Below are 20,765 nucleotides of genomic sequence, written 5' to 3'. Positions count from 1 at the left end.
AGAGGCCGCTTACGCGCAGCGCAAGCGGCCCAAGTCTAGGGAGGAAACGCCCAAGGAGGGCTGTACGGAGCGACGCCAATCGCTGCGTACGGGCAGAAGATGTAGGTGCATTGCGGAATAATCAAGGCAGGCACTAGGCTTTTCTGGCATACCAAATACGAATTGAGCACCCGTTGTGGCATTAATGCCGCATGTTGAGGTGCCAAAGCACCATCAAAGGCAGTACCTGCCTTGTTCGGGCGTCGGCGGATCGACCGGGGGGTCGCGATCAGCCGGCGCCCGTTGCTTTTGGGGCAGGCGTCGCGGGGCGAACCCGGCTGCCGCTCCACCCCTTTCCGAAGGAAAGCCGGCGAGGCGCCCCGCGCCGGGCGAAGAGGATGGCCCGCCAACGCGCGCACCCCTCCCCATAAAAACCCGCGGGAACTGCGCATGGATGCCGGCCGGCACCGTCACTCGCGGATGGAGGCCAGACGGGCGCCTCGGGCCACGCATCAGGTCACTGCCCCTCCGAGGGCCGCGCGTGCCCATTCGCCGCCGGAAGAGCCGACCGTCGTATGTCGCTCCCGCCTTGAAAGGCCCACGTCAGAGGCCGACGGGTGACGACCCCCGGCCCGCCGTTCTCCTGCCTTATCGTCATCATGCGCTGGTGGCATGGGTCGGCAGCCCGCGTGGTACTGGCTGGAGCATGGACGGGCGAAAAGGGAGAAAACGGCGTCCGGAAAAGAAAGAGGCCGCTCGCGCATGAACGGAGCGGCCCAAGTCTAGGGAGGAAACGCCCAAGGAGGGCGGCGGCGACGTGACGCCAATCACGTTGCCGCAACGCAATAAACATAGCCAGGCGACGGGCCGGTGACAAGGTGAAAGCGAAAGAAACGAAACCGTCATTTGGTCGCAGGCATTCGAATGACGAGAATCGCACCAAAATTCGCGCATTGCGCGCAGCAGGGCCGGCCGGCTTCAGCAGCGTGCCCTCCGATACGGAATCACACCCGCTCGCGCGGCATCGACGCCTGCCTTGCCCTGACGGCCATGTCGGCGGGCTCGAAAAAGCGCTTTTATGTCAGAGGGTTGCTAAAAAGAAAGGGGCCGCTCACGTTGCCGGAGCGGCCCAAGTCTAGGGAGGAAACGCCCAAGGAGGGCGGCGGTAGGGCAACGCCAATCGCCTTACCGCGCTGCAATAATATGGCAGTTTCGTGCGTCGGAGGCAATCACCGAACCTGCCCATTTCTTGAACTTGCCGGAATAGCAGCCATGCATCCGACGCGGGGCGAGTTGAGCGACGTCGCTCACGCGTAGGCGGGGGGCGCCATGCCATTACCGGAACGGACGGCGAGAGCCGCCGCACCTCCCGCCTTCGCGACGCCACGCCGGAGATTGCCGAGCCCGCCGCCGCCCGATATGCCTTGGCCGGTCGCCGCGCAGCGGGCGACGGCAGAGGCGACGGGAGCAGGATCGGATGGGTGCGGTGGATTTCGAGGCCTTCGTGCATGAGCTCGCAACCGTCTCCGGTCAGGCCATCCTGCCCTTCTTCCGCACCGCGCTCGGCGTCGAGGACAAGAGCCGGGGCGCCGCCTTCGATCCCGTCACCGCCGCCGACCGCGCCGCCGAGCAGGCGATGCGCACGCTGATCCGCCGCACCTTCCCCAGCCATGGCGTGCGCGGCGAGGAATTCCCCGACGACGGCATCGACGCCGATTACGTCTGGGTGCTCGACCCGATCGACGGCACCAAGTCTTTCATCTGCGGCATGCCGGCCTGGGGCACGCTGATCGGCCTGTGCCGGCAGGGCGAGCCGGTCTACGGCATGATGCACCAGCCCTTCGTGCGCGAGCGCTTCTATGGCGACGGCGCGCAGGCGCGCTATCGCGGCCCGGCCGGCGAGCGACGCCTGAATGTGCGCCCCTGCGCCGGGCTTGCCGAGGCGGTGCTGATGACCACCAGCCCGCTGCTGATGAACGAGGCGGACCGCGCCCTCTATGGCGAGGTCGAGAAGCGCGTGCGCCTGCCGCGCTATGGCGGCGACTGCTATGCCTACTGTATGCTGGCCGCCGGCCATGTCGACCTGGTGGTCGAAACCAACCTCAACGATTTCGACATCGTGCCGCTGGTGCCCATCGTCGCCGGCGCCGGCGGCATCGTCACCAATTGGGAAGGCGGGTCGGACCTGTCGGGCGGGCGCGTCGTCGCCTCGGGCGACCGACGCCTGCACGACGAGGCGCTGAAGGTACTGAACGGGGGCTGATCAGGGCGGCGCGCTGCCCGGAATGAAGGCATCGAAGGCCGCCAGCAGCGGCTCGCGGAAGACGTCGCGCTCCTGCAGGAGCTCGTGCCGCGCGCCGGGGATCACCACATGCGCGCCGGCGATCAGCCGCGTGCCCAGATGCTCGATGGACGGCGTCGAGACGATGCGGTCGGCGCCGGCCGCCACCATCATCAGCGGCTGGCGGATCGCCCGCGCCGTCGCCGGGTCGGCCAGTTCCTCCATCAGGTCGAACGCCGCCTTCACCCAGCCGATGGTCGGCGGGCCGACATCGAGCTGCGGCTGCTCCATGTTGATGGTCAGGTTGCGGGCGAAGCGGGCGCGGTCCGAGGTGAGGCGATTGCCGTCGAAATGCACCTCGTGCAGCGGCTTCATGCGGCGGGTCGGCACATAGGCCCTCGACAGGCCGAGCCGCGACAGGAAGCGGGCGAGCCGGCGAGCCGCCACGTCATGCTTGAGCAGCGACAGGTCCAGCATCGGCGCGACGAGGAACAGGCGCTCGAAGGCATGGCCCCCGCGCCGCGCATGGTCGAGCAGGATGGCCGCACCCATGGAATGGGCGAGGGCGAAACAGGGGCCCGGCAGCTCCGGCACCACGGCCTGCGTCAGAAAGGCTTCGAGGTCGCGCTGATACTCCTCGAAATGGCCGACATGGCCCTTCATCGGGTTGGACAGCAGCCGCTGCGAGCCGCCCTGCCCGCGCCAGTCCAGAACGGCGACGGCGAAATGGCGGCGGCGCAGGTCGCGCACCGTCTCGAAATATTTCTCGATCTTCTCGGTGCGGCCGGGGAAGACGCAGACCGTGCCCCGGCACTCGCCGTTTTCCGGGCGCCAGCGCGCGAAGCGCAGCTTCACCCCGTCCGAGGCCGTCACGAGGCCGCACACCGCGCCCTCCGGCACGGGGTTATCCTGGGTGGAATAGAGGAGCATCTCGGGCGACATGATCGGCGGGTGCTCGCGGCGCTGCGGGGTTGAGCCTTCCGCGGCTTATACCCCAGCCGCGCGGCGCCACAAGGCGGCGGGACGCCGCCCTCGCCTCATTAAGGTGTTGTCTCGCGTCAATAACGCTTGTCGCCGAAGCCGATCACCTTCATGCCGCTGATCGCCCCGGACGTCCCGTCGACGACAACCTGCACACGCTCGCCGCGCGGGCCATTGGCCTCCAGAATGATGGTCGCGCCACGCCGGCGCACCACCGAGATGTTGGTAAAGCCGCGCGCCGACAGCATGCGCGCCGCCGCATCCGCATCGACCGGACCGCCGGCACCGGCGCGCGGGGCGGCGGGGGCTTCATAGGGCGCATAGGGGCCGGGATTGGGGGCGTAGGGGCCGGGAGGCGGCACGAACCCCTGCGCCAGCGCCGCCCGTCCGGGCAGGCCGGCGGCCAGCGGGGCCATCGCCAGCCCCGCCGCCATCATCGCCACAACTGCCGCCCGCCTCATCATCCCTCTCGCGCGTCCACCGCGAATCCAACCCTCTGCATAGGCGGCGGGCACTGAATAAGGCCCGAGCCGCCCGTTCATCCCGCGTTCATCTTCGCCACGCGCAGGCCCGTTCCACCCCCTCTTGCGCGGCGCGAAGCCCTTCCTATCTCGAAGCTGTACCGGCCATCCGGCGGTACATGAACCGGGGCCGGCTCAGGCGAGAGGCCCCGCCACCTGCATGTCGCTTAATGAGAGGATATGCCATGCGTACGTTCGATCTGACCCCCCTGCACCGCTCGACCGTCGGTTTCGACCGCCTGTTCTCCCTGCTCGATCAGGTGAACACCGTCGACACGGGCACCACCTATCCGCCCTACAATATCGAGCGGACGGGCGAGAATTCCTACCGCATCACCGTCGCCGTCGCCGGTTTCACCGAGGAAGACCTTTCCATCGAGGTGAAGGAGAACGGCCTGTCGATCCGCGGCGAGCACAAGGCGGAAGCCGACGGCTCCGGCGAGGTGCTCTATCGCGGTATCGCCGCGCGCGCCTTCGAGCGCCGCTTCCAGCTCGCGGACCATGTCGAGGTGCGCGGCGCCAGCCTCGCCAACGGCCTGCTGCATGTCGAGCTGGTACGCGAGATCCCCGAGGCGAAGAAGCCGCGCGTGATCCCCATCGCAGGCAGCGCCAAGGGCCCGCAGGCGATCGAGGCCAAGGCCAGCGAGAGCAAGGCCGCCGCCTGACGACCCGCGACTGACGATAATCCGCGAATGACAATGGGCGCCCCGGGAGACCGGGGCGCCTTTTTAGCGGCTGGAAGGGCTCAGTCGGCCGGAGCGGGCGGCTTCCCACCGGCGCCGCGCGCCACCACCGAGGCGGTGCCGGCCGGCGTGGTGCTGCCGGTTCCCGTGCCGGTGCCGGTGGAAGACGGCGCCTCCTCGGCGAACGGCGCAGGAGCCGCAGGAGCCGCAGGAGCCGTATCCGCCGGCGATGCCGCCTGCGCGGGAGTCGCTACGGGCTTCGCGGGAGCCTTGTCGCCGGAACCCGTCGCTGCCTTGTCGGCCGGAGGCGTCGCGGGCTGCGGCGCCGTGCCGGGCGGGGTCGCGATGCCGGGAATGACGCGCACGGCCGTTCCCTCTGCTGCGGCGGGCGCGGCGGGCGTCGCCGGCTCCGGCGCGGCGGCGGACGGGGATGCGGGCGTCGCGACAGACGCGTCCGCCGGCAGGGCCGCCGGCATCGGGGCGTCGGGATTTGTGACCGGCGGAGGTGCCGGCACCGTCATGGCGGCGATTTCCGGCGGCTTCTTCGGCGGCAGCGGCGCGACGGCAGCGCGCGGCGGCGCGGCGGGCGCCTGCCGGGCGACCGGCGGCGCGCCCGTGGGCAGCACGGCCAGAATGCGCCCGTCGAAGGCGCCGATGCGCACGCGCACGCGGGTGCCGGACGGATCGGTGGCGTCCACCACATAGGTGTTGCCGTCGACCCGTACGCGGCCGATCGCCCTCATGCCCATGGAGCGCAGCATCGGCTCGACATCTGCGAAGGGGAAGCGGGCGGGCGCCCGATAGACCGGGGCCGGCGGCAAGGGCTGAGGGTACAAGGGCTCGGGATAATAGCTGCCGGGCGGCATCGGCTCGTAATAGCGCTCGACATAGACCCCGCCGAACGGACGGAAGAAGATCTCGGCCTGCGCCGGCACGGCTGACAACAATGCGGCGCCGGCAAGAGCCGGAACCAGCATCGGCGAGAGACGCGGGGACGCGCTCGGCTTCGACATGACGCCTCCGGAACATTGACGGCCGCCCTTTACGGCCGGACCTACGGGAACGTGAAATTGCGGCAGGGGAAAGACCTCGCGCCGGCCCGCCGGAGCGCCCTGCTCGCACGCTCTACGCCCGCAACGCCATTGCGTGTGGCGGCGCGGAGCCTTACCGTTCCTTTCGTAACGGGCACCCCGCCCGCAACAAGCGCGAAAAATCGCAGCGGCGAAGGCGCGCGCGGTGCTTGTGCGCGGGCGCCAATTCTGGCATGTTCGCGATTGATAGGGCAGTCATGCTGTCCTATAATCCGGATTGTCCGTGCCGCGAAGCCGGCATGCGACGCCGGAATGGCACGGCGGATGCTAGCGTAGTTCGGCGAACGTGCACGGCCTTGCAGGGGGAGCGCCCGGCAAGGCTTCAGACGTGTCGGCGCGCCGGACGGGAAGCGACCCTTTAGGGAGTGACGGGAATGAGCGAGGAACTGGGCGGCACTGCCGCGCGCATGATCGACGAGGCTGCGGTGCGTGCCGCCGCGACGGATCGCGCCGCCACCAAAGCCATTTCCCACATCGATCCGGGCCTCCCGGCGGCACAGGGTCTCTACGATCCGCGCAACGAGAAGGATTCCTGCGGCGTCGGCTTCATCGCCGACATCAAGGGCCGCAAGTCGCACCAGATCGTGCAGGACGGCCTGCAGATCCTGCTGAATCTTGAGCACCGCGGCGCGGTGGGCGCCGATCCGCGCGCCGGCGACGGCGCCGGTATGCTGGTGCAGATTCCGCACAAGTTCTTCGTCAAGGAAGCGGCGAAGCTCGGATTCGAGCTGCCCGCCCCCGGTGAATATGCCGTCGGCCATGTCTTCCTGCCGCGCGAGCCCGAGGGCGAGCGCATCGTGCGCGAGACCTTCGAGCGTGTGGTCGCGGCCGAGGGGCAGGTGCTGCTCGGCTGGCGCGACGTGCCGACCGACAATGCCTCGCTCGGCCACACCGTGCTGCCGACCGAGCCCCGGCACGTGCAGGTCTTCATCGGCCGTGGCGAGGCCATCGCCGACGAGGATGCCTTCGAGCGCCGCCTGTTCATCCTGCGCAAGGTGGTGTCGAACGCGGTCTATGCCGCGAACGACCCGCTGACCTCAGGCTATTACGTCGTCTCACTGTCCTGCCGGACCATCGTCTACAAGGGCATGTTCAACGCCGACCAGCTCGGCGCCTATTATTCGGACCTGCACGACCCGGATTTCGAAAGCGCGCTCGCCCTCGTGCATCAGCGCTTCTCGACCAACACCTTCCCGGCGTGGTCGCTCGCCCACCCCTACCGGATGGTGGCGCATAATGGCGAGATCAACACGCTGCGCGGCAACGTCAACTGGATGGCCGCTCGGCAGGCGAGCGTCGATTCCGAGCTGTTCGGCAACGACATTTCGAAGCTCTGGCCGATCTCCTATGAGGGCCAGTCCGACACGGCGTGTTTCGACAACGCGCTCGAATTCCTCGTGCAGGGCGGCTACGAACTGCCGCACGCGGCGATGATGCTGGTGCCGGAGGCGTGGGCGGGCAACCCGCTGATGGACGAGGAGCGCCGCGCCTTCTACGAGTACCACGCCGCCATGATGGAGCCGTGGGACGGGCCGGCCGCCATCGTCGCCAGCGACGGCCGCCAGATCGTCGCCACGCTCGACCGCAACGGCCTGCGCCCGGCGCGCTACCTCGTGACCAAGGACGACAGGATCGTGCTCGCCTCCGAAATGGGCGTGCTCACCTTCCCCGAGGACCAGATCGTCACCAAGTGGCGCCTGCAGCCGGGCCGCATGCTGCTGGTCGACATGGTGGAAGGCCGCCTCGTTCCCGACGAGGAGGTGAAGACCTCGCTCGCCCGCGCGCATCCCTACAAGGAATGGCTCAAGCGCACCCAGCTCGTGCTGGAGGACCTGCGCCAGGTCGAGGCGCGCGAGGTGCGCACCGATGTGTCGCTGCTCGATCGCCAGCAGGCCTTCGGCTACACCCAGGAAGACCTCAAGCTGCTGATGGCGCCCATGGCGACCACCGGGCAGGAGGCGGTCGGCTCCATGGGCACCGACACGCCGATCTCGCCGCTGTCGAAGAAGTCGAAGTCGCTCTTCACCTATTTCAAGCAGAACTTCGCGCAGGTGACGAACCCGCCGATCGACCCGATCCGCGAGGAGCTGGTGATGAGCCTCGTCTCCTTCATCGGGCCGCGGCCGAACATCTTCGATCTGGAAGGCAATTCGCGCCGCAAGCGGCTCGAAGTGCGCCAGCCGATCCTCACCAATGCCGACCTTGAGAAGATCCGCTCCATCGGTTTCATGGAGGAGCGCTTCGACACCCGCACGCTCGACATGACCTATCCGTCCGACAAGGGCGCGGCGGGCATGGAGGACGCGGTCGAGCGCCTGTGCGAGCGCGCCGAGGCGGCGGTGCATGGCGGCTACAACATCATCATCCTGTCCGACCGGCTGGTCGGGCCGGACCGCATCGCCATTCCCTCGCTGCTGGCTACGGCGGCCGTGCACCATCACCTGATCCGCAAGGGCCTGCGCACCGCCGCCGGCCTCGTGGTGGAGACCGGCGAAGCGCGCGAGGTGCACCACTTCGCCTGTCTCGCCGGCTACGGCGCCGAGGCGATCAACCCCTATCTCGCCTTCGAGACCATGATCGACATGCGCGTCGACATCCCCGAGGAGGTCGACGAGTACGAGATCGTCAAGCGCTACATCAAGTCCATCGACAAGGGGCTGCTGAAGGTCATGTCCAAGATGGGCATCTCGACCTACCAGTCCTATTGCGGCGCGCAGATCTTCGACGCCGTGGGCCTCAGCAGCGAGGTGGTGCAGAAGTATTTCTTCGGCACCGCCTCCTCCATCGGCGGCATCGGCCTCAACGAGATCGCCGAGGAAACCGCGATGCGCCACCGCGACGCTTTCGGCGACGCGCCGGTCTATCGCAGCTCGCTCGACGTCGGCGGCGACTATGCCTTCCGCCTGCGCGGCGAGGAGCACGCCTGGGATCCCGAGACGGTCGCCGTGCTCCAGCACGCCGTGCGCGGCAACGCGCAGGACAAGTACCGCCACTTTGCGAAGCTGGTGAACGAGGCCGGGGCCAAGACGCTCAACATCCGCTCGCTGTTCCGCATCCGCGGCGCGGAGGAGTTCGGCCGCGCGCCCATCTCCATCGACGCGGTGGAGCCGGCGGTCGACATCGTGAAGCGCTTCGTCACCGGCGCCATGTCGTTCGGCTCGATCTCGCGCGAGGCGCACACCACGCTCGCCATCGCGATGAACCGCATCGGCGGCAAGTCGAACACCGGCGAGGGCGGCGAGGAAGCGACCCGCTTCAAGCCGCTGCCGAACGGCGATTCGATGCGCTCGGCGATCAAGCAGGTGGCCTCGGGCCGCTTCGGCGTGACGGCGGACTACCTCGTCAATGCCGACATGATCCAGATCAAGATGGCGCAGGGTGCCAAGCCCGGCGAAGGCGGCCAGCTGCCCGGCCACAAGGTCGACGCGGTGATCGCCAAGGTGCGCCACTCGACCCCGGGTGTCGGCCTCATCTCGCCGCCGCCGCACCACGACATCTACTCGATCGAGGATCTGGCGCAGCTCATCTACGACCTGAAGAACGTCAACCCGGGCGCCGACATCTCGGTGAAGCTGGTGTCCGAGGTGGGCGTGGGCACGGTCGCGGCCGGCGTCGCCAAGGCGCGCGCCGACCACATCACCGTGTCCGGCTTCGAGGGCGGCACCGGCGCCTCGCCGCTCACCGCCATCAAGCATGCCGGCTCGCCGTGGGAAATCGGCCTCGCCGAGGCGCACCAGACGCTCGTGCTCAATAATCTGCGCGGGCGCGTGGCGCTGCAGGTCGACGGCGGCCTGCGCACCGGGCGCGACGTGGTGATCGGCGCGCTGCTCGGCGCGGACGACTTCGCCTTCTCCACCGCCCCGCTCATCGCGGCGGGCTGCATCATGATGCGCAAGTGCCACCTGAACACCTGCCCGGTGGGCGTGGCGACGCAGGACCCCGTCCTGCGCAAGCGCTTCAAGGGCACGCCCGAGCATGTCATCAACTACTTCTTCTTCGTCGCCGAGGAAGTGCGCGAGCTGATGGCCTCGATGGGCGTGGCCAGCTTCAACGAGCTGATCGGCCATTCGGAATGGCTCGACCAGCGCGAGGCGATCGAGCACTGGAAGGCCAAGGGCCTCGACTTCTCGCGCATCTTCGCCAAGCCAGAGGTCGGCCCGGAGATCGCGATCTACCACACGGAGCGGCAGAACCATCCGATCCAGCACGTGCTCGACCGCACGCTGATCCACCAGGCCATGCCGGCGCTGGAGAGCGGCGAGAAGGTGGCGATCCACAGCGAGATCAAGAGCATCAACCGCTCGGTCGGCGCCATGCTCTCGGGCGAGGTCGCCAAGCGCTACGGCGATGCCGGCCTGCCGGACGACACCATCGACATCAAGCTGACCGGCACCGCCGGCCAGGCCTTCGGCGCCTTCCTCGCCGGCGGCGTCTCGATGACGCTGACGGGCGAGGCCAACGACTATGTCGGCAAGGGCCTGTCGGGCGGGCGCATCGTGGTGCAGCCGGCGGAGAACGCCGCCATCGTGCCGGAGAACTCGATCATCGTCGGCAACACGGTGCTCTACGGCGCCACCGCCGGCGAGGTCTATTTCCGCGGCGTCGCGGGCGAGCGCTTTGCCGTGCGCAATTCCGGCGCCATTGCGGTGGTCGAGGGTACGGGCGACCATGGCTGCGAATACATGACCGGCGGCGTGGTCGTCGTCATCGGCCAGACCGGGCGCAACTTCGCGGCCGGCATGTCCGGCGGCGTCGCCTATGTGCTGGACGAGGACGGCAATTTCCGCAAGCGCTGCAACCTCTCCATGGTCGATCTGGAGCCGGTGGAAGAGGAGGAGGACCTCCTCGAACGCCTGCACCACCACGGTGGCGACCTGGAGTTCAAGGGCCGCATCGACATCATGGCGGATATGGGCCACCACGACGAGGAGCGTCTGCACCAGCTCATCGCCAAGCACCTGCATTACACGGGTTCGCGGCGGGCGCAGACCATCCTCGACAACTGGGCCGAGTATCGCGGCAAGTTCGTCAAGGTGATGCCCGTCGAGTACCAGCGGGCGCTGCGCGAAATGGAGAAAATGCGCGGCCTGCAGGCGGCCGAATAGGCGGCCTGCGTCCCCCGCCGGACCGCGCGGGGGAGGCCCGGAAAGCGGGCCACGGCAAGGGCCGTGGCGCGGCCGTGTGCCGCGCCGTCATTTTCCAACTGGCATGATTGATGTATCTGGCACCGGAGGTGGAATGCCTCCAAGGTGGCGGTGCTCCGCGAAAGAGGGCGCAATGGGTAAGGTTACGGGCTTTCTCGAGATCGATCGGCGCGAGGCGAAGTATCAGCCCGCTTCCGACCGCATTCGCCACTTCCGCGAGTTCACCCTGCCCCTGCCCGACGCCGAGGTCGCCAACCAGGCCTCGCGCTGCATGGATTGCGGCGTGCCGTTCTGCCACGGGCCGAATGGCTGCCCGATCCACAACCAGATCCCGGACTGGAACGACCTCGTCTATAACGGGAACTGGGAGGAGGCGGCGCGCAACCTGCACTCCACCAACAATTTCCCCGAATTCACCGGCCGCGTCTGTCCCGCCCCCTGCGAGGAAGCCTGCACGCTGAATCTGGAGGACGTGCCCGTCACCATCAAGACGGTCGAGCAGGCCATCGCCGACAAGGCGTGGAAGGCGGGCTGGATCAAGCCGGAAGTGTCGGCGGTCAAGACCGGCAAGAAGGTCGCCGTGGTCGGCTCCGGCCCGGCGGGTCTCGCCGCCGCCCAGCAGCTCGCCCGCGCGGGCCACGACGTGCATGTCTATGAGCGCGAGCCCAAGGCCGGCGGCCTGCTGCGCTACGGCATCCCCGACTTCAAGATGGAAAAGCACTATATCGACCGCCGCGTCGCCCAGATGGAAGGCGAAGGCGTGACCTTCCATTACGGCGCCAATGTCGGCGTCACCACGCCGGTCGAGGAACTCCTGGCGACCCATGACGCGGTGCTGCTCGCCGGCGGCTCGGAAGCCCCGCGCGATCCCGCCCTGCCCGGCCAGGAGCTCGCCGGCGTGCACTACGCCATGCCCTATCTGGTGCAGCAGAACCGCCGCGTCGGGCGCGAGGACGTCGCCCGTGAGGAGCCGATCCTCGCCGCCGGCAAGCATGTGGTGGTGATCGGCGGCGGCGACACCGCCTCCGACTGCGTGGGCACCGCCTTCCGCCAGGGCGCGCTCTCCGTCCACCAGCTCGACATCCGCCCGGTGCCCCCGCTCAAGGAGGACAAGCTGGCGGTGTGGCCCTACTGGCCGACCAAGTTCCGTACCTCCTCCTCGCAGGCGGAAGGCGCCGAGCGCGAATTCGCCGCCGCGACGCTCGGCATCGAGGGCAAGAAGGGCCATGTCGTCGGGGTGAAGTGCGCGCGGGTCGACGCCAAGCGCCAGCCGATCCCCGGCACGGAGTTCCAGATCCGCGCCGATCTCGTCTTCATCGCTCTCGGCTTCGTGCATCCGGTGCATGCCGGCATGATCGAGCAGTCCGGCGCCGAGATCGACCGGCGCGGCAATGTGAAGGCGAGCGACCTCGACTACGCGACCAGCGTGCCCAAGCTCTTCGCCGCCGGCGACATGCGCCGCGGCCAGTCCCTCGTGGTGTGGGCGATCCGCGAGGGCCGGCAGGCCGCGCAGTCCATCGACACCTATCTGATGGGAAGCTCCGTGCTGCCGCGCTGAGCGGCACCGACGAACGACCTTCGACAGCCGGGCCGGCCTCGCCGCGCCCGGCTTTTTCATGCCCGGCGCTCAGGGGATGCTCAGGGAGCGGCGGTGCCGGTGCCGCTGCCGGTTACCCCGGAAAGAGGCGCCGCCGCCGGCGCGACGGCGGGCGACAGTTCGGATTGCGGCATCGGCGGCACCAGAGGATCGGTGGTCGCCGCCGGCTGGCCCGCCGGCCAGCGGAAATCGTCGGTGCGCCCGAGCACCGGGGGCAGCGTCGCGCCGCTGAGCAGCACGCTCGCCGGCTCGACCTTGCCATCCGTAGGCTTGGCCGCCTGCGCGATGCCGGACGGTGCATGGGAGCCCGCACCTCCGGCCGGCGCCACGGGCACGGGAGCGCCGGCAAGCGCGCGCGCATTGCCGACCGGGCCGCCGGTCAGGTTGACGATGGAGGGTCGCGCATCGGCGGGATCGGGCGCCTCGGCGGCCGGCATGTCCTTGCGCACCATCAGGTCGTCGAGCTGGCGGTCGACGAAGAAGGCGAGCTTGCGAGCGCCCGCGCGGGTGAAGCCGATGCCGTCGGCCGTACGCAGGCGACGGCGCTGCCCGTCCACCGCCGGGCCGGACATCATGAACTTGCCGTTCTCGTCGACGAAGCCGTCGGTCACATCGACGAAGATCAGCCCGGCGCGCTCGGCCTGCTGCTTCAACAGCTCGTTCAGCCGGACGATCTGGGCGTTGCGGCCCTCGTCCTCGGTGGGGGGCAGGCCGACTACCACGACGGGCCGGCCCTGCATCTTCAGCGCCAGCAGGAAATCCTGGAACCGCCGGCCATAGATTTCGCGCCAGCGGTCGTCGAGCAGCTCGGCGCGGCCGGCGGGATCCTCGATCGCCTTCAGGTCGTTGCCGCCGGCGAAGACGACGATGACGTTGGGCTGGTCGCCGCCGATGGGAAGCTGGCGGGCGGCGGCGATCCAGTCGAAGCCGCCGGGCGCGAAGCCCGAGCCGTTCTCGCTGCGCCCGACCACGACCGCGCCCTCGCGGTCCGCCGCGAAGGCGTCGGCGAGGCCCTGCGCCAGCGGCCCGGCCTGGTCGTCGCCGAGCACCAGCACGATCTCCTTGAGGTCGGGCGCCTCGGCGCGCGCCTCCGCCGTGCTGGCGAAGACCTTGCCGCGCGGCTCGGCGGGCGCCTGCACCACAACGGGCGGCGGCGGCAGCGGCTGCTGCTGTTCCTGCCGCTGGCGCGCTCCGCCGCCGAACAGGTCGATGAGCGGCTGGAAGGGCGACCACGCGCGGCGCGGCTGCGCCTGCTGGACGGGGCGGGCCTGCTGCTGACGGGGCTGCGCCTGCTGGCGCGGCTGGGCCTGCTGCTGGCGGGCCGGCGCCTGGCGTGGCTGGGCCTGCTGCGGCGGTGGCGAGGAACGGCCGGACGACTGACCGACATCCGCCGGGGGGCGGAACCAGTCGCTCTGCGCCTGCGCCAGCGAGCAGCCGGCGGCGAGCACGCCGGCGATTGCCAGCGTCTTCAGTCCGAGCCGGCTTCCGCGCGCGCGCATGCACTCTTCCCCGAGGACGACACCGGTCAGCGGTGAACCATTATCGCGGCCGTTTCAAGTCCCCCGCGTCGTCAAGTCCCCGCGTCCGGTAGGCTCAGGTTCCGTCGCGGGCGCGCAGACTGTCCAGCACCTCGCCGCTCGCCATGCCGTCCGGCGTCAGGCCGGCGCTCACCTGATATTCCCGCACGGCGACGCGCGTCTTGCTGCCGATGGCGCCGTCATGCGGGCCGACATCGTAGCCGCGCGAGGCGAGGCGCTTCTGGAGTTCGGAGCGCTCGTTGCGCGAGAGCGCGCGCTGGTCGTCCGGCCAGGGCTGCACGAAGGGCCCGCCGCCCCGGATGCGGTCGGCGAGATGGCCGATGGCGAGCGCATAGGCGTCCGCCGGATTGTAGCTGAGGATCGCCTTGAAATTGTCCGTCATCAGGAAGGCCGGCCCCTTGGCGCCGGCCGGCAGCAGGAGATACGCGCTCTCATTGGCGGCCGGCATGGGCCGCCCCTCAGGCCGGCGCACGCCGAGCGCGGCCCATTCGGCCATGGTCTTGCGCGTGTTCTTGTCGGCGAGCAGGTAGTTGAAGCGGGCGGGCAGCACCACCTCGTAGCCCCAGCTGCGCCCGGCCACCCAGCCGCCGCGCTTCAGCTTGTTGGCGGTGGAGCCCATGGCGTCGGCAACGGAATCGACAACGTTGCGATGCCCGTCGCCGTCGAAATCCACCGCGTCGCGCTGGAACGCGGTCGGCATGAACTGGGTCAGGCCGAAGGCGCCGGCCCACGAGCCCTTCAGATGGCTCTCGGGAATGTCGCCACGGTCGAGGATGCGCAGCGCGGCGACGAACTCGTCGCGGAAATAGGCCTGCCGCCGGCCGACGCAGGCAAGCGTGCCGGTGGCCTGCAGCACGGGATAGGAGCCGCGCGCGCTGCCGTAATTTGTCTCGATGCCCCAGATCGCCGCCACGACATAAGGATCGACGCCGTAATTGCGGCCCACCGCCTCGAACACGGCGGCGTTCTGCGCCATCGCCTCGCGACCCTTGCGGATGCGGGTCTCGGAAACCAGCATGGTCACGTAGTCGCCGGCCGTTCGGGTGAATTCGGGCTGCGTCTGCAGCTTCTCCATGATGCTCATGTCGGGCTTCAGCCCGGCGGTGTAGCGCCGGAAGCCGGCCGTCGAAACGCCGGCGGCGCGCGCCTTGGGCTCCAGCGAGGCGATGCAGCGGTTGAAATTCGCCTGGTCGCGGGCCAGCGCGGCGGGGGTCATGTCGGGATGGGTGGCGGCGGAAGCGGCGGGCGCCGCAACGGGGACCGGCCGCGCGCGGACGGGGGCAGCCGCCTGCGTGGCCGGCGCCATCGGCGCGGAGAAGGCGCCGGTGACGTCGTCCGACGAGGCGCAGCCGGCAAGGCCGAAACCCATCAGCGCGAAGCCGAGCAGACGGGCGCCCCGGCGGCCGGGCGGACGATCGGTCGGGCCGGCGGAGGCGGGCCGGCCGGCAACGCAGCGGAAACTCATGACGCAACCCTAACGCGGTTCAAGGCCATGATTAGGCGGGGAACGTGGTTTCGGGCCTCTTAACGCCGAGGAAATTTCCCTAGCGTCATGTCCGTGTTTCTTCACAATCATGCCACCGGGGCGTGAACCTATTCCGTCACCTCCGCGTTATCCCTCCGGTGCATTGCATCAGGCAAAACGTTAAACTGAATTTCATAGAAATTTCGTTCTGATCGGCCCTACCCACCAAGCGAAATCCAAGCAAGCGACATCAAGGCGGCGTAATCCCCAAATGGTAGCTCCCATTCGCAAAGCGATCCTGCCCGTGGCCGGCCTCGGCACGCGGTTTCTTCCCGCGACCAAGGCCGTGCCCAAGGAAATGCTCACCGTGGTCGACCGTCCGGTCGTCCAGCATGTGGTGGACGAGGCCCGCGCGGCGGGCATCGAGCACATCGTCTTCGTGACCGGCCGCAACAAGGGCGTCATCGAGGACCATTTCGACCGCCAGTACGAGCTGGAGGACACGCTGAACGAGCGCGGCAAGACCCAGATGCTCGAACAGCTCCGCCGCGAGACCATGGGTCCCGGCGCCACCAGCTTCACCCGCCAGCAGCTTCCGCTCGGCCTCGGCCACGCGGTGTGGTGCGCGCGCGACATCATCGGCCACGAGCCCTTCGCGCTGCTGCTGCCGGACATGCTGCACAAGCCGAGCAACGGCAAGGGCTGCCTTGGCCAGATGGTCGAGGCCTATGCCAAGACCGGCGGCGGCAACCACATCGCGGTCTACGAGGTGCCGCCCGAGCAGACCGACCAGTACGGCATCGTCGGCCTCGACACCGAGGTCGCCGAGGGCGTGCACAAGATCGCCCGCATGGTCGAGAAGCCGAAGCGGGATGTCGCGCCGTCCAACCTCGCCATCTCCGGCCGCTACATCCTCCAGCCCGAGATCTTCGACCTGCTGGCGACGCAGGAGCGCGGCGCCGGCAACGAGATCCAGCTGACCGATTCCATGCTCAAGCTGGCGCAGAGCCAGGATTTCTACAGCGTGACCTTCGACGGCGCGATCTACGACTGCGGCTCGAAGCTCGGCTTCCTGATGGCGAATGTCGCCTATGCGCTGGACAACCCGGAAATCTCCGGTTCCTTCCGGCCCGAGCTCGACGCCCTGCTGGCGAAGAACTGACGCGCGGCGCCGGCCGCCCCGGCCGGCCCCAGGGTCACGCCCCAACCGACAGCCTCACTGTGCCGCCTGATCTTCCGGCCGCACAGTGAGGGTCGCGCCCTCCGCCGCCGCGACGACGACGCGCGCGCCCGCCGGGCAGTCCGGCCCGGTGACGCGCCAGATCGTGTCGTCGACGCGAATCTGACCGACCCCGCCCTCGATGGGCTCCCTCAGCACAAAAGCCCGACCCACCAGTTCCTCCGCCCGCCGGTTGAGGAAGGGCCGGTCGGTGCCGCGCCGCGAGCGCGCAACGAGCCTCCCGGCCACCACCGCGACCAGCGCGGCGAGCGCGAAGACGACGAGCTGCGCCTGCCAGCCGAGCGGCACCACCGCCAGCACCAGCGCGGTGACGAGCGCCGCCACGCCGAGCCAGAGGAGATAGGCGCCGGGCATGGCCAGCTCGGCGATCATCAGGAGGCCGGCGCCGATCAACCAGAGCCAGAAATCGGTCAGCCCGTCGACGAAGGACGCGATCTCGCTCATGCCGGCCTCAGCCCTTGTCGGCCGGCGGCGTCGACCACGCGGGGCCGGTGGGCCGACGTGGGCGGGCGGGCGGCGGCGGTTCGCCACCGAAGGCGCCGCGGGCGATCTCGGCGATGCCGGCCAGCGAGCCGAGCATCGCGCTCGCCTCGTAGGGCAGCACCATCATCTTCTGGTTCGGGGCGCTCGCCATGGCTTCCAGCGCCTTCATGTATCTCTCGGCGATGTAGTAGTTGAGCGCCGCCGGGTCGCCCTCGGCGAGCGCCCCGGACAGCATCTGCGTCGCCTTCGCGTCCGCCTCGGCGAGCCGCTCGCGGGCTTCGGCGTCGCGGAAGGCGGCCTCGCGCCGTCCCTCGGCTTCGAGGATTTGCGACTGCTTCTGGCCTTCGGCGCGCAGGATCTCGGACTGGCGCAGGCCTTCCGCCTCCAGCACCACGGCGCGCTTCTCGCGCTCGGCCTTCATCTGCCGGGCCATGGCGGTGACGAGATCGGCCGGCGGCACGATGTCCTTGATCTCGATGCGGGTGATCTTCACGCCCCAGGGCGCGGCGGCGGCGTCCACCACCTTGAGCAGCCGCTCGTTGATCTCGTCGCGGTGGGAGAGCAGCTGGTCGAGGTCCATGCTGCCCATCACGGTGCGGATGTTCGTGGTTGTCAGCGCGAGGATGGCGAGGTCGAGCTGGGCGACCTCGTAACTCGCCCGCGCGGCGTCGAACACCTGGAAGAAGGCGATGCCGTCCACCGAAACGGTCGCGTTGTCGCGGGTGATGACCTCCTGCGTGGGGACGTCGAGCACCTGCTCCATCACGTTCACCCGCTTCCCGATGCGGTCGAGATAGGGAACGATGATGTTGAGCCCCGGCGAGAGGCTGCGCGTGTAGCGCCCGAAGCGCTCCACCGTGACCTGATAGCCCTGCGGCACGGTCTTCACGCCGGCGAAGATGGTGAGGATCACCAGCGCGAGGAAGACCAGAACGAAGACGTTGAGCCCGAGCACCATGGCAATCTCTCCCGCCCGCAGTTTCTTGCGCCCGCAGGTTCTCCCGCCCGCAGGACGGGGCGGAGTGTGGCCCGGCGCGCGCCCGCCAGCAAGGCGCCCGCCGGCGGACGCTCGCAACGAAAAAGGCCCGGCGCGGGGCCGGGCCTTCCTGTCTTTTGATCGGCCCGGGTCTCAGGCCGCTTCGTCCACCACACCGGGGCGGGCGTCGAACAGGAGTTCGTTCGCCCCGCGCTCGACCCGCACGACGTCACCGTCCTTCACCGTGCCGGCGAGGATGCGGCCGGCCAGCGGGTCCTGCAGCAGCTTCTGGATCACGCGCTTGAGCGGGCGCGCGCCATAGGCCGGGTCGTAGCCCTTCTCGGCGAGGAAGTCCCGCGCCTCGGGGGTGATCTCCAGGCGGATCTTGCGCTCCTCCAGCAGCTTGTCGAGCCGCTTGACCTGGATGTCGACGATGGCGCCCATCTGCTCGCGGCGCAGCCGGTGGAACAGCACGATCTCGTCGACGCGGTTGAGGAATTCCGGCCGGAAGTGCGAACGCACCACCGCCATCACCTCCTCGCGCACCGCCTCGCTGTCCTCGCCGTCCGGCTGGTTCACCAGATATTCGGCCCCGAGATTCGAGGTCATGATGATCAGCGTGTTGCGGAAGTCGACCGTGCGGCCCTGCCCGTCCGTCAGGCGCCCGTCGTCGAGCACCTGAAGAAGGACGTTGAACACGTCCGGATGGGCCTTCTCTACCTCGTCGAACAGCACGACCTGATAGGGCCGGCGCCGCACGGCTTCGGTCAGCGCGCCGCCCTCCTCGTAGCCGACATAGCCGGGAGGCGCGCCGATCAGCCGGGCCACCGCGTGCTTCTCCATGTATTCCGACATGTCGATGCGCACGAGCGCGGTGTCGTCGTCGAACAGGAACGAGGCCAGCGCCTTGGTCAGCTCGGTCTTGCCGACGCCCGTGGGCCCGAGGAACATGAAGGAGCCGATCGGCCGGTTGGGGTCCTGCAGGCCCGCCCGCGCGCGGCGCACCGCGGTCGAGACGGCCTCCACGGCCTCCTTCTGGCCCACTACGCGGGTGGAGAGCACCTCCTCCATGCGCAGCAGCTTCTCCTTCTCGCCCTCCAGCATCTTGTCGACCGGCACGCCGGTCCAGCGCGAGACCACGCCGGCGATGTGATCGGGCGTCACCGCCTCCTCCACCATGCCGGCCTTCGAGCCGACGCCATCCTGCGCCTCGACCTCGGCGAGCTTCTTCTCCAGCGCCGGGATCGTGCCATAGGCGAGCTCGCCCGCCTTCTGGTACTCGCCGGAACGCTGGGCGATGGCGAGGTCGGCGCGCGCCTTTTCCAGATCGCTCTTGATCTTCTGGGCGTCGCCGAGCTTCTCCTTCTCCGCCTTCCAGCGCTGGGTGATGGAGGCCGACTGCTCTTCAAGCTCGGCGAGCTCCTTCTCCAGCTTCTTCAGCCGGTCGCGCGAGCCCGCGTCGCTCTCCTTCTTCAGCGCCTCCTGCTCGATGCGCAGGCGCACGATCTCGCGGTCGATGGAATCCAGCTCCTCGGGCTTGGAATCCACCTGCATGCGCAGCCGCGAGGCCGCCTCGTCGACAAGGTCGATCGCCTTGTCGGGCAGGAAACGGTCGGTGATGTAGCGGTTGGACAGCGTCGCCGCCGCCACGAGAGCCGAGTCGGTGATGCGCACGCCGTGGTGCAGCTCGTACTTCTCCTTGATGCCGCGCAGGATGGACACGGTGTCCTCCACGCTCGGCTCGGAGACGAAGACGGGCTGGAAGCGGCGGGCGAGCGCGGCGTCCTTCTCGATATATTTGCGGTACTCGTCGAGCGTGGTGGCGCCGACGCAGTGCAGTTCGCCGCGCGCAAGCGCGGGCTTGAGCAGGTTGGAAGCGTCCATCGCCCCGTCGGTCTTGCCGGCGCCGACGAGCGTGTGCAGTTCGTCGATGAACAGCACGATGCCGCCCTCGGCCGCCTCGACCTCGGACAACACGCTCTTCAGCCGCTCCTCGAACTCGCCGCGATACTTCGCCCCCGCGATGAGCGAGCCCATGTCGAGCGAGAGCAGGCTCTTGTCCTTCAGGCTCTCCGGCACGTCGCCGTCGACGATGCGCAAGGCGAGGCCCTCGACGATGGCGGTCTTGCCGACGCCGGGCTCGCCGATCAGCACGGGATTGTTCTTGGTGCGGCGCGACAGCACCTGAATGGTGCGGCGGATTTCCTCGTCGCGGCCGATCACCGGGTCGAGCTTGCCCTCGCGCGCCGCTTCGGTCAGGTCGCGGGCGTATTTCTTGAGCGCGTCATAGGCGTTCTCGGCGGTTGCCGAATCGGCCGTGCGGCCCTTGCGCAGCGCCTCGATGGCGGCATTGATCTTCTGCGGGGTGGCGCCGGTCTTGGCGAGGACCTTCCCCGCCTCGCTGTCCTTCTCCAGCGCGAGCGCCAGCAGCAGCCGCTCGACGGTGACATAGCCATCGCCGGCCTTCTTCGCCGCCTGCTCGGCCGCCTCGAAGACGCGCGCCGTCGCGGGCGCGAGATAGACCTGCCCGGCCCCGGAACCCTGCACCTTCGGCAGCTTCGCCAGCGCGGCCTCGGTGTCCGCGAGCACGGCGCGCGGATCGCCGCCGGACCGCTGGATCAGACCCGCGCACAGGCCCTCGGGGTCGTCGAGCAGCACCTTCAACAGGTGCTCGGGGGTGAACTGCTGGTTGCCCTCGCGTAGCGCAAGCGACTGCGCCGACTGCACGAATCCGCGCGCGCGCTCGGTATAGATCTCGAAATTCATAACGCGTTGCCTCCTGGCCC

The 20,765-nt window shown here is 69.0% G+C and carries 13 protein-coding genes; 5 read left to right on the top strand and 8 right to left on the bottom strand.

What is annotated here, in order from left to right; genetic code table 11:
* The first annotated feature begins 1,456 nt into the window (after positions 1–1,456).
* On the top strand, positions 1,457–2,242 hold the full coding sequence (gene hisN / locus MWN33_RS09850; RefSeq protein WP_247200306.1) for a histidinol-phosphatase: 786 nt from the start codon (positions 1,457–1,459) through the stop codon (positions 2,240–2,242).
* Here the strand turns inward: hisN and MWN33_RS09845 are convergent, their stop codons facing one another.
* Positions 2,243–3,202 carry an alpha/beta fold hydrolase gene (locus MWN33_RS09845; protein WP_247200305.1) on the bottom strand — a complete coding sequence of 320 codons (960 nt, stop codon included), beginning with the start codon at positions 3,200–3,202 and terminating at the stop codon, positions 2,243–2,245.
* Positions 3,203–3,318: 116 nt separating this feature from the next.
* Positions 3,319–3,702: a hypothetical protein gene (locus MWN33_RS09840; protein WP_247200304.1), complete on the bottom strand. Its 384-nt coding sequence runs from the start codon at positions 3,700–3,702 to the stop codon at positions 3,319–3,321.
* 245 nt (positions 3,703–3,947) lie between these two features.
* On the opposite strand from MWN33_RS09840, the gene MWN33_RS09835 reads away from it, so the two are divergent.
* On the top strand, positions 3,948–4,427 hold the full coding sequence (locus MWN33_RS09835) for an Hsp20 family protein (RefSeq protein ID WP_247200303.1): 480 nt from the start codon (positions 3,948–3,950) through the stop codon (positions 4,425–4,427).
* A gap of 80 nt (positions 4,428–4,507) precedes the next feature.
* Here MWN33_RS09835 and MWN33_RS09830 read toward each other — a convergent pair whose 3' ends face one another.
* A complete protein-coding gene (locus tag MWN33_RS09830) occupies positions 4,508–5,458 on the bottom strand; it encodes a hypothetical protein (RefSeq protein WP_247200351.1) in 951 nt (316 codons plus the stop codon).
* Between the two features lie 443 nt (positions 5,459–5,901).
* On the opposite strand from MWN33_RS09830, the gene gltB reads away from it, so the two are divergent.
* Positions 5,902–10,641, top strand: coding sequence for a glutamate synthase large subunit (gltB, locus tag MWN33_RS09825; RefSeq protein ID WP_425531984.1), 4,740 nt, complete (start codon positions 5,902–5,904; stop codon positions 10,639–10,641).
* 172 nt (positions 10,642–10,813) lie between these two features.
* Positions 10,814–12,238 carry a glutamate synthase subunit beta gene (locus MWN33_RS09820; RefSeq protein ID WP_247200301.1) on the top strand — a complete coding sequence of 475 codons (1,425 nt, stop codon included), beginning with the start codon at positions 10,814–10,816 and terminating at the stop codon, positions 12,236–12,238.
* 80 nt (positions 12,239–12,318) lie between these two features.
* Here the strand turns inward: MWN33_RS09820 and MWN33_RS09815 are convergent, their stop codons facing one another.
* Together MWN33_RS09815 and MWN33_RS09810 are read right to left on the bottom strand one after the other, a co-directional pair.
* Positions 12,319–13,776, bottom strand: a complete 1,458-nt coding sequence (locus MWN33_RS09815) for an SGNH/GDSL hydrolase family protein (protein WP_247200300.1) — start codon at positions 13,774–13,776, stop codon at positions 12,319–12,321.
* Between the two features lie 94 nt (positions 13,777–13,870).
* Entirely contained in the window at positions 13,871–15,280 is a 1,410-nt protein-coding gene (locus MWN33_RS09810; RefSeq protein WP_247200299.1) for a lytic murein transglycosylase, read from the bottom strand.
* Positions 15,281–15,551: 271 nt separating this feature from the next.
* Between MWN33_RS09810 and MWN33_RS09805 the strand changes: the two genes are divergently transcribed.
* Positions 15,552–16,442: a UTP--glucose-1-phosphate uridylyltransferase gene (locus tag MWN33_RS09805; protein WP_247200298.1), complete on the top strand. Its 891-nt coding sequence runs from the start codon at positions 15,552–15,554 to the stop codon at positions 16,440–16,442.
* Between the two features lie 54 nt (positions 16,443–16,496).
* On the opposite strand, the gene MWN33_RS09800 is transcribed toward MWN33_RS09805, so the two are convergent.
* From MWN33_RS09800 to clpB, 3 genes are all read right to left on the bottom strand, one after another.
* A complete protein-coding gene (locus tag MWN33_RS09800; protein ID WP_247200297.1) occupies positions 16,497–16,964 on the bottom strand; it encodes an NfeD family protein in 468 nt (155 codons plus the stop codon).
* A gap of 7 nt (positions 16,965–16,971) precedes the next feature.
* Positions 16,972–17,958, bottom strand: a complete 987-nt coding sequence (locus MWN33_RS09795) for an SPFH domain-containing protein (RefSeq protein WP_247200349.1) — start codon at positions 17,956–17,958, stop codon at positions 16,972–16,974.
* A gap of 174 nt (positions 17,959–18,132) precedes the next feature.
* The gene (gene clpB, locus MWN33_RS09790; RefSeq protein ID WP_247200296.1) at positions 18,133–20,745 is read right to left on the bottom strand and encodes an ATP-dependent chaperone ClpB; all 2,613 of its coding nucleotides are present in this window, start codon (positions 20,743–20,745) and stop codon (positions 18,133–18,135) included.
* Between the last annotated feature and the right edge of the window lie 20 nt (positions 20,746–20,765).

This window comes from Ancylobacter koreensis (assembly GCF_023016525.1).
Lineage (GTDB): Bacteria > Pseudomonadota > Alphaproteobacteria > Rhizobiales > Xanthobacteraceae > Ancylobacter > Ancylobacter koreensis.
This window is presented reverse-complemented; position numbering and strand designations above follow the sequence as displayed.

What these genes read in the sequence shown, in the direction of transcription:
- hisN (WP_247200306.1), top strand. Translation starts at nt 1,457, where the DNA reads ATGGGTGCGGTGGATTTCGAGGCCTTCGTGCATGAGCTCGCAACCGTC.
- MWN33_RS09800 (WP_247200297.1), bottom strand. Translation starts at nt 16,964, where the DNA reads ATGAGCGAGATCGCGTCCTTCGTCGACGGGCTGACCGATTTCTGGCTC.
- MWN33_RS09810 (WP_247200299.1), bottom strand. Translation starts at nt 15,280, where the DNA reads ATGAGTTTCCGCTGCGTTGCCGGCCGGCCCGCCTCCGCCGGCCCGACC.
- MWN33_RS09815 (WP_247200300.1), bottom strand. Translation starts at nt 13,776, where the DNA reads ATGCGCGCGCGCGGAAGCCGGCTCGGACTGAAGACGCTGGCAATCGCC.
- MWN33_RS09820 (WP_247200301.1), top strand. Translation starts at nt 10,814, where the DNA reads ATGGGTAAGGTTACGGGCTTTCTCGAGATCGATCGGCGCGAGGCGAAG.
- MWN33_RS09835 (WP_247200303.1), top strand. Translation starts at nt 3,948, where the DNA reads ATGCGTACGTTCGATCTGACCCCCCTGCACCGCTCGACCGTCGGTTTC.
- MWN33_RS09805 (WP_247200298.1), top strand. Translation starts at nt 15,552, where the DNA reads ATGGTAGCTCCCATTCGCAAAGCGATCCTGCCCGTGGCCGGCCTCGGC.
- MWN33_RS09830 (WP_247200351.1), bottom strand. Translation starts at nt 5,458, where the DNA reads ATGTCGAAGCCGAGCGCGTCCCCGCGTCTCTCGCCGATGCTGGTTCCG.
- clpB (WP_247200296.1), bottom strand. Translation starts at nt 20,745, where the DNA reads ATGAATTTCGAGATCTATACCGAGCGCGCGCGCGGATTCGTGCAGTCG.
- MWN33_RS09845 (WP_247200305.1), bottom strand. Translation starts at nt 3,202, where the DNA reads ATGTCGCCCGAGATGCTCCTCTATTCCACCCAGGATAACCCCGTGCCG.
- MWN33_RS09840 (WP_247200304.1), bottom strand. Translation starts at nt 3,702, where the DNA reads ATGAGGCGGGCGGCAGTTGTGGCGATGATGGCGGCGGGGCTGGCGATG.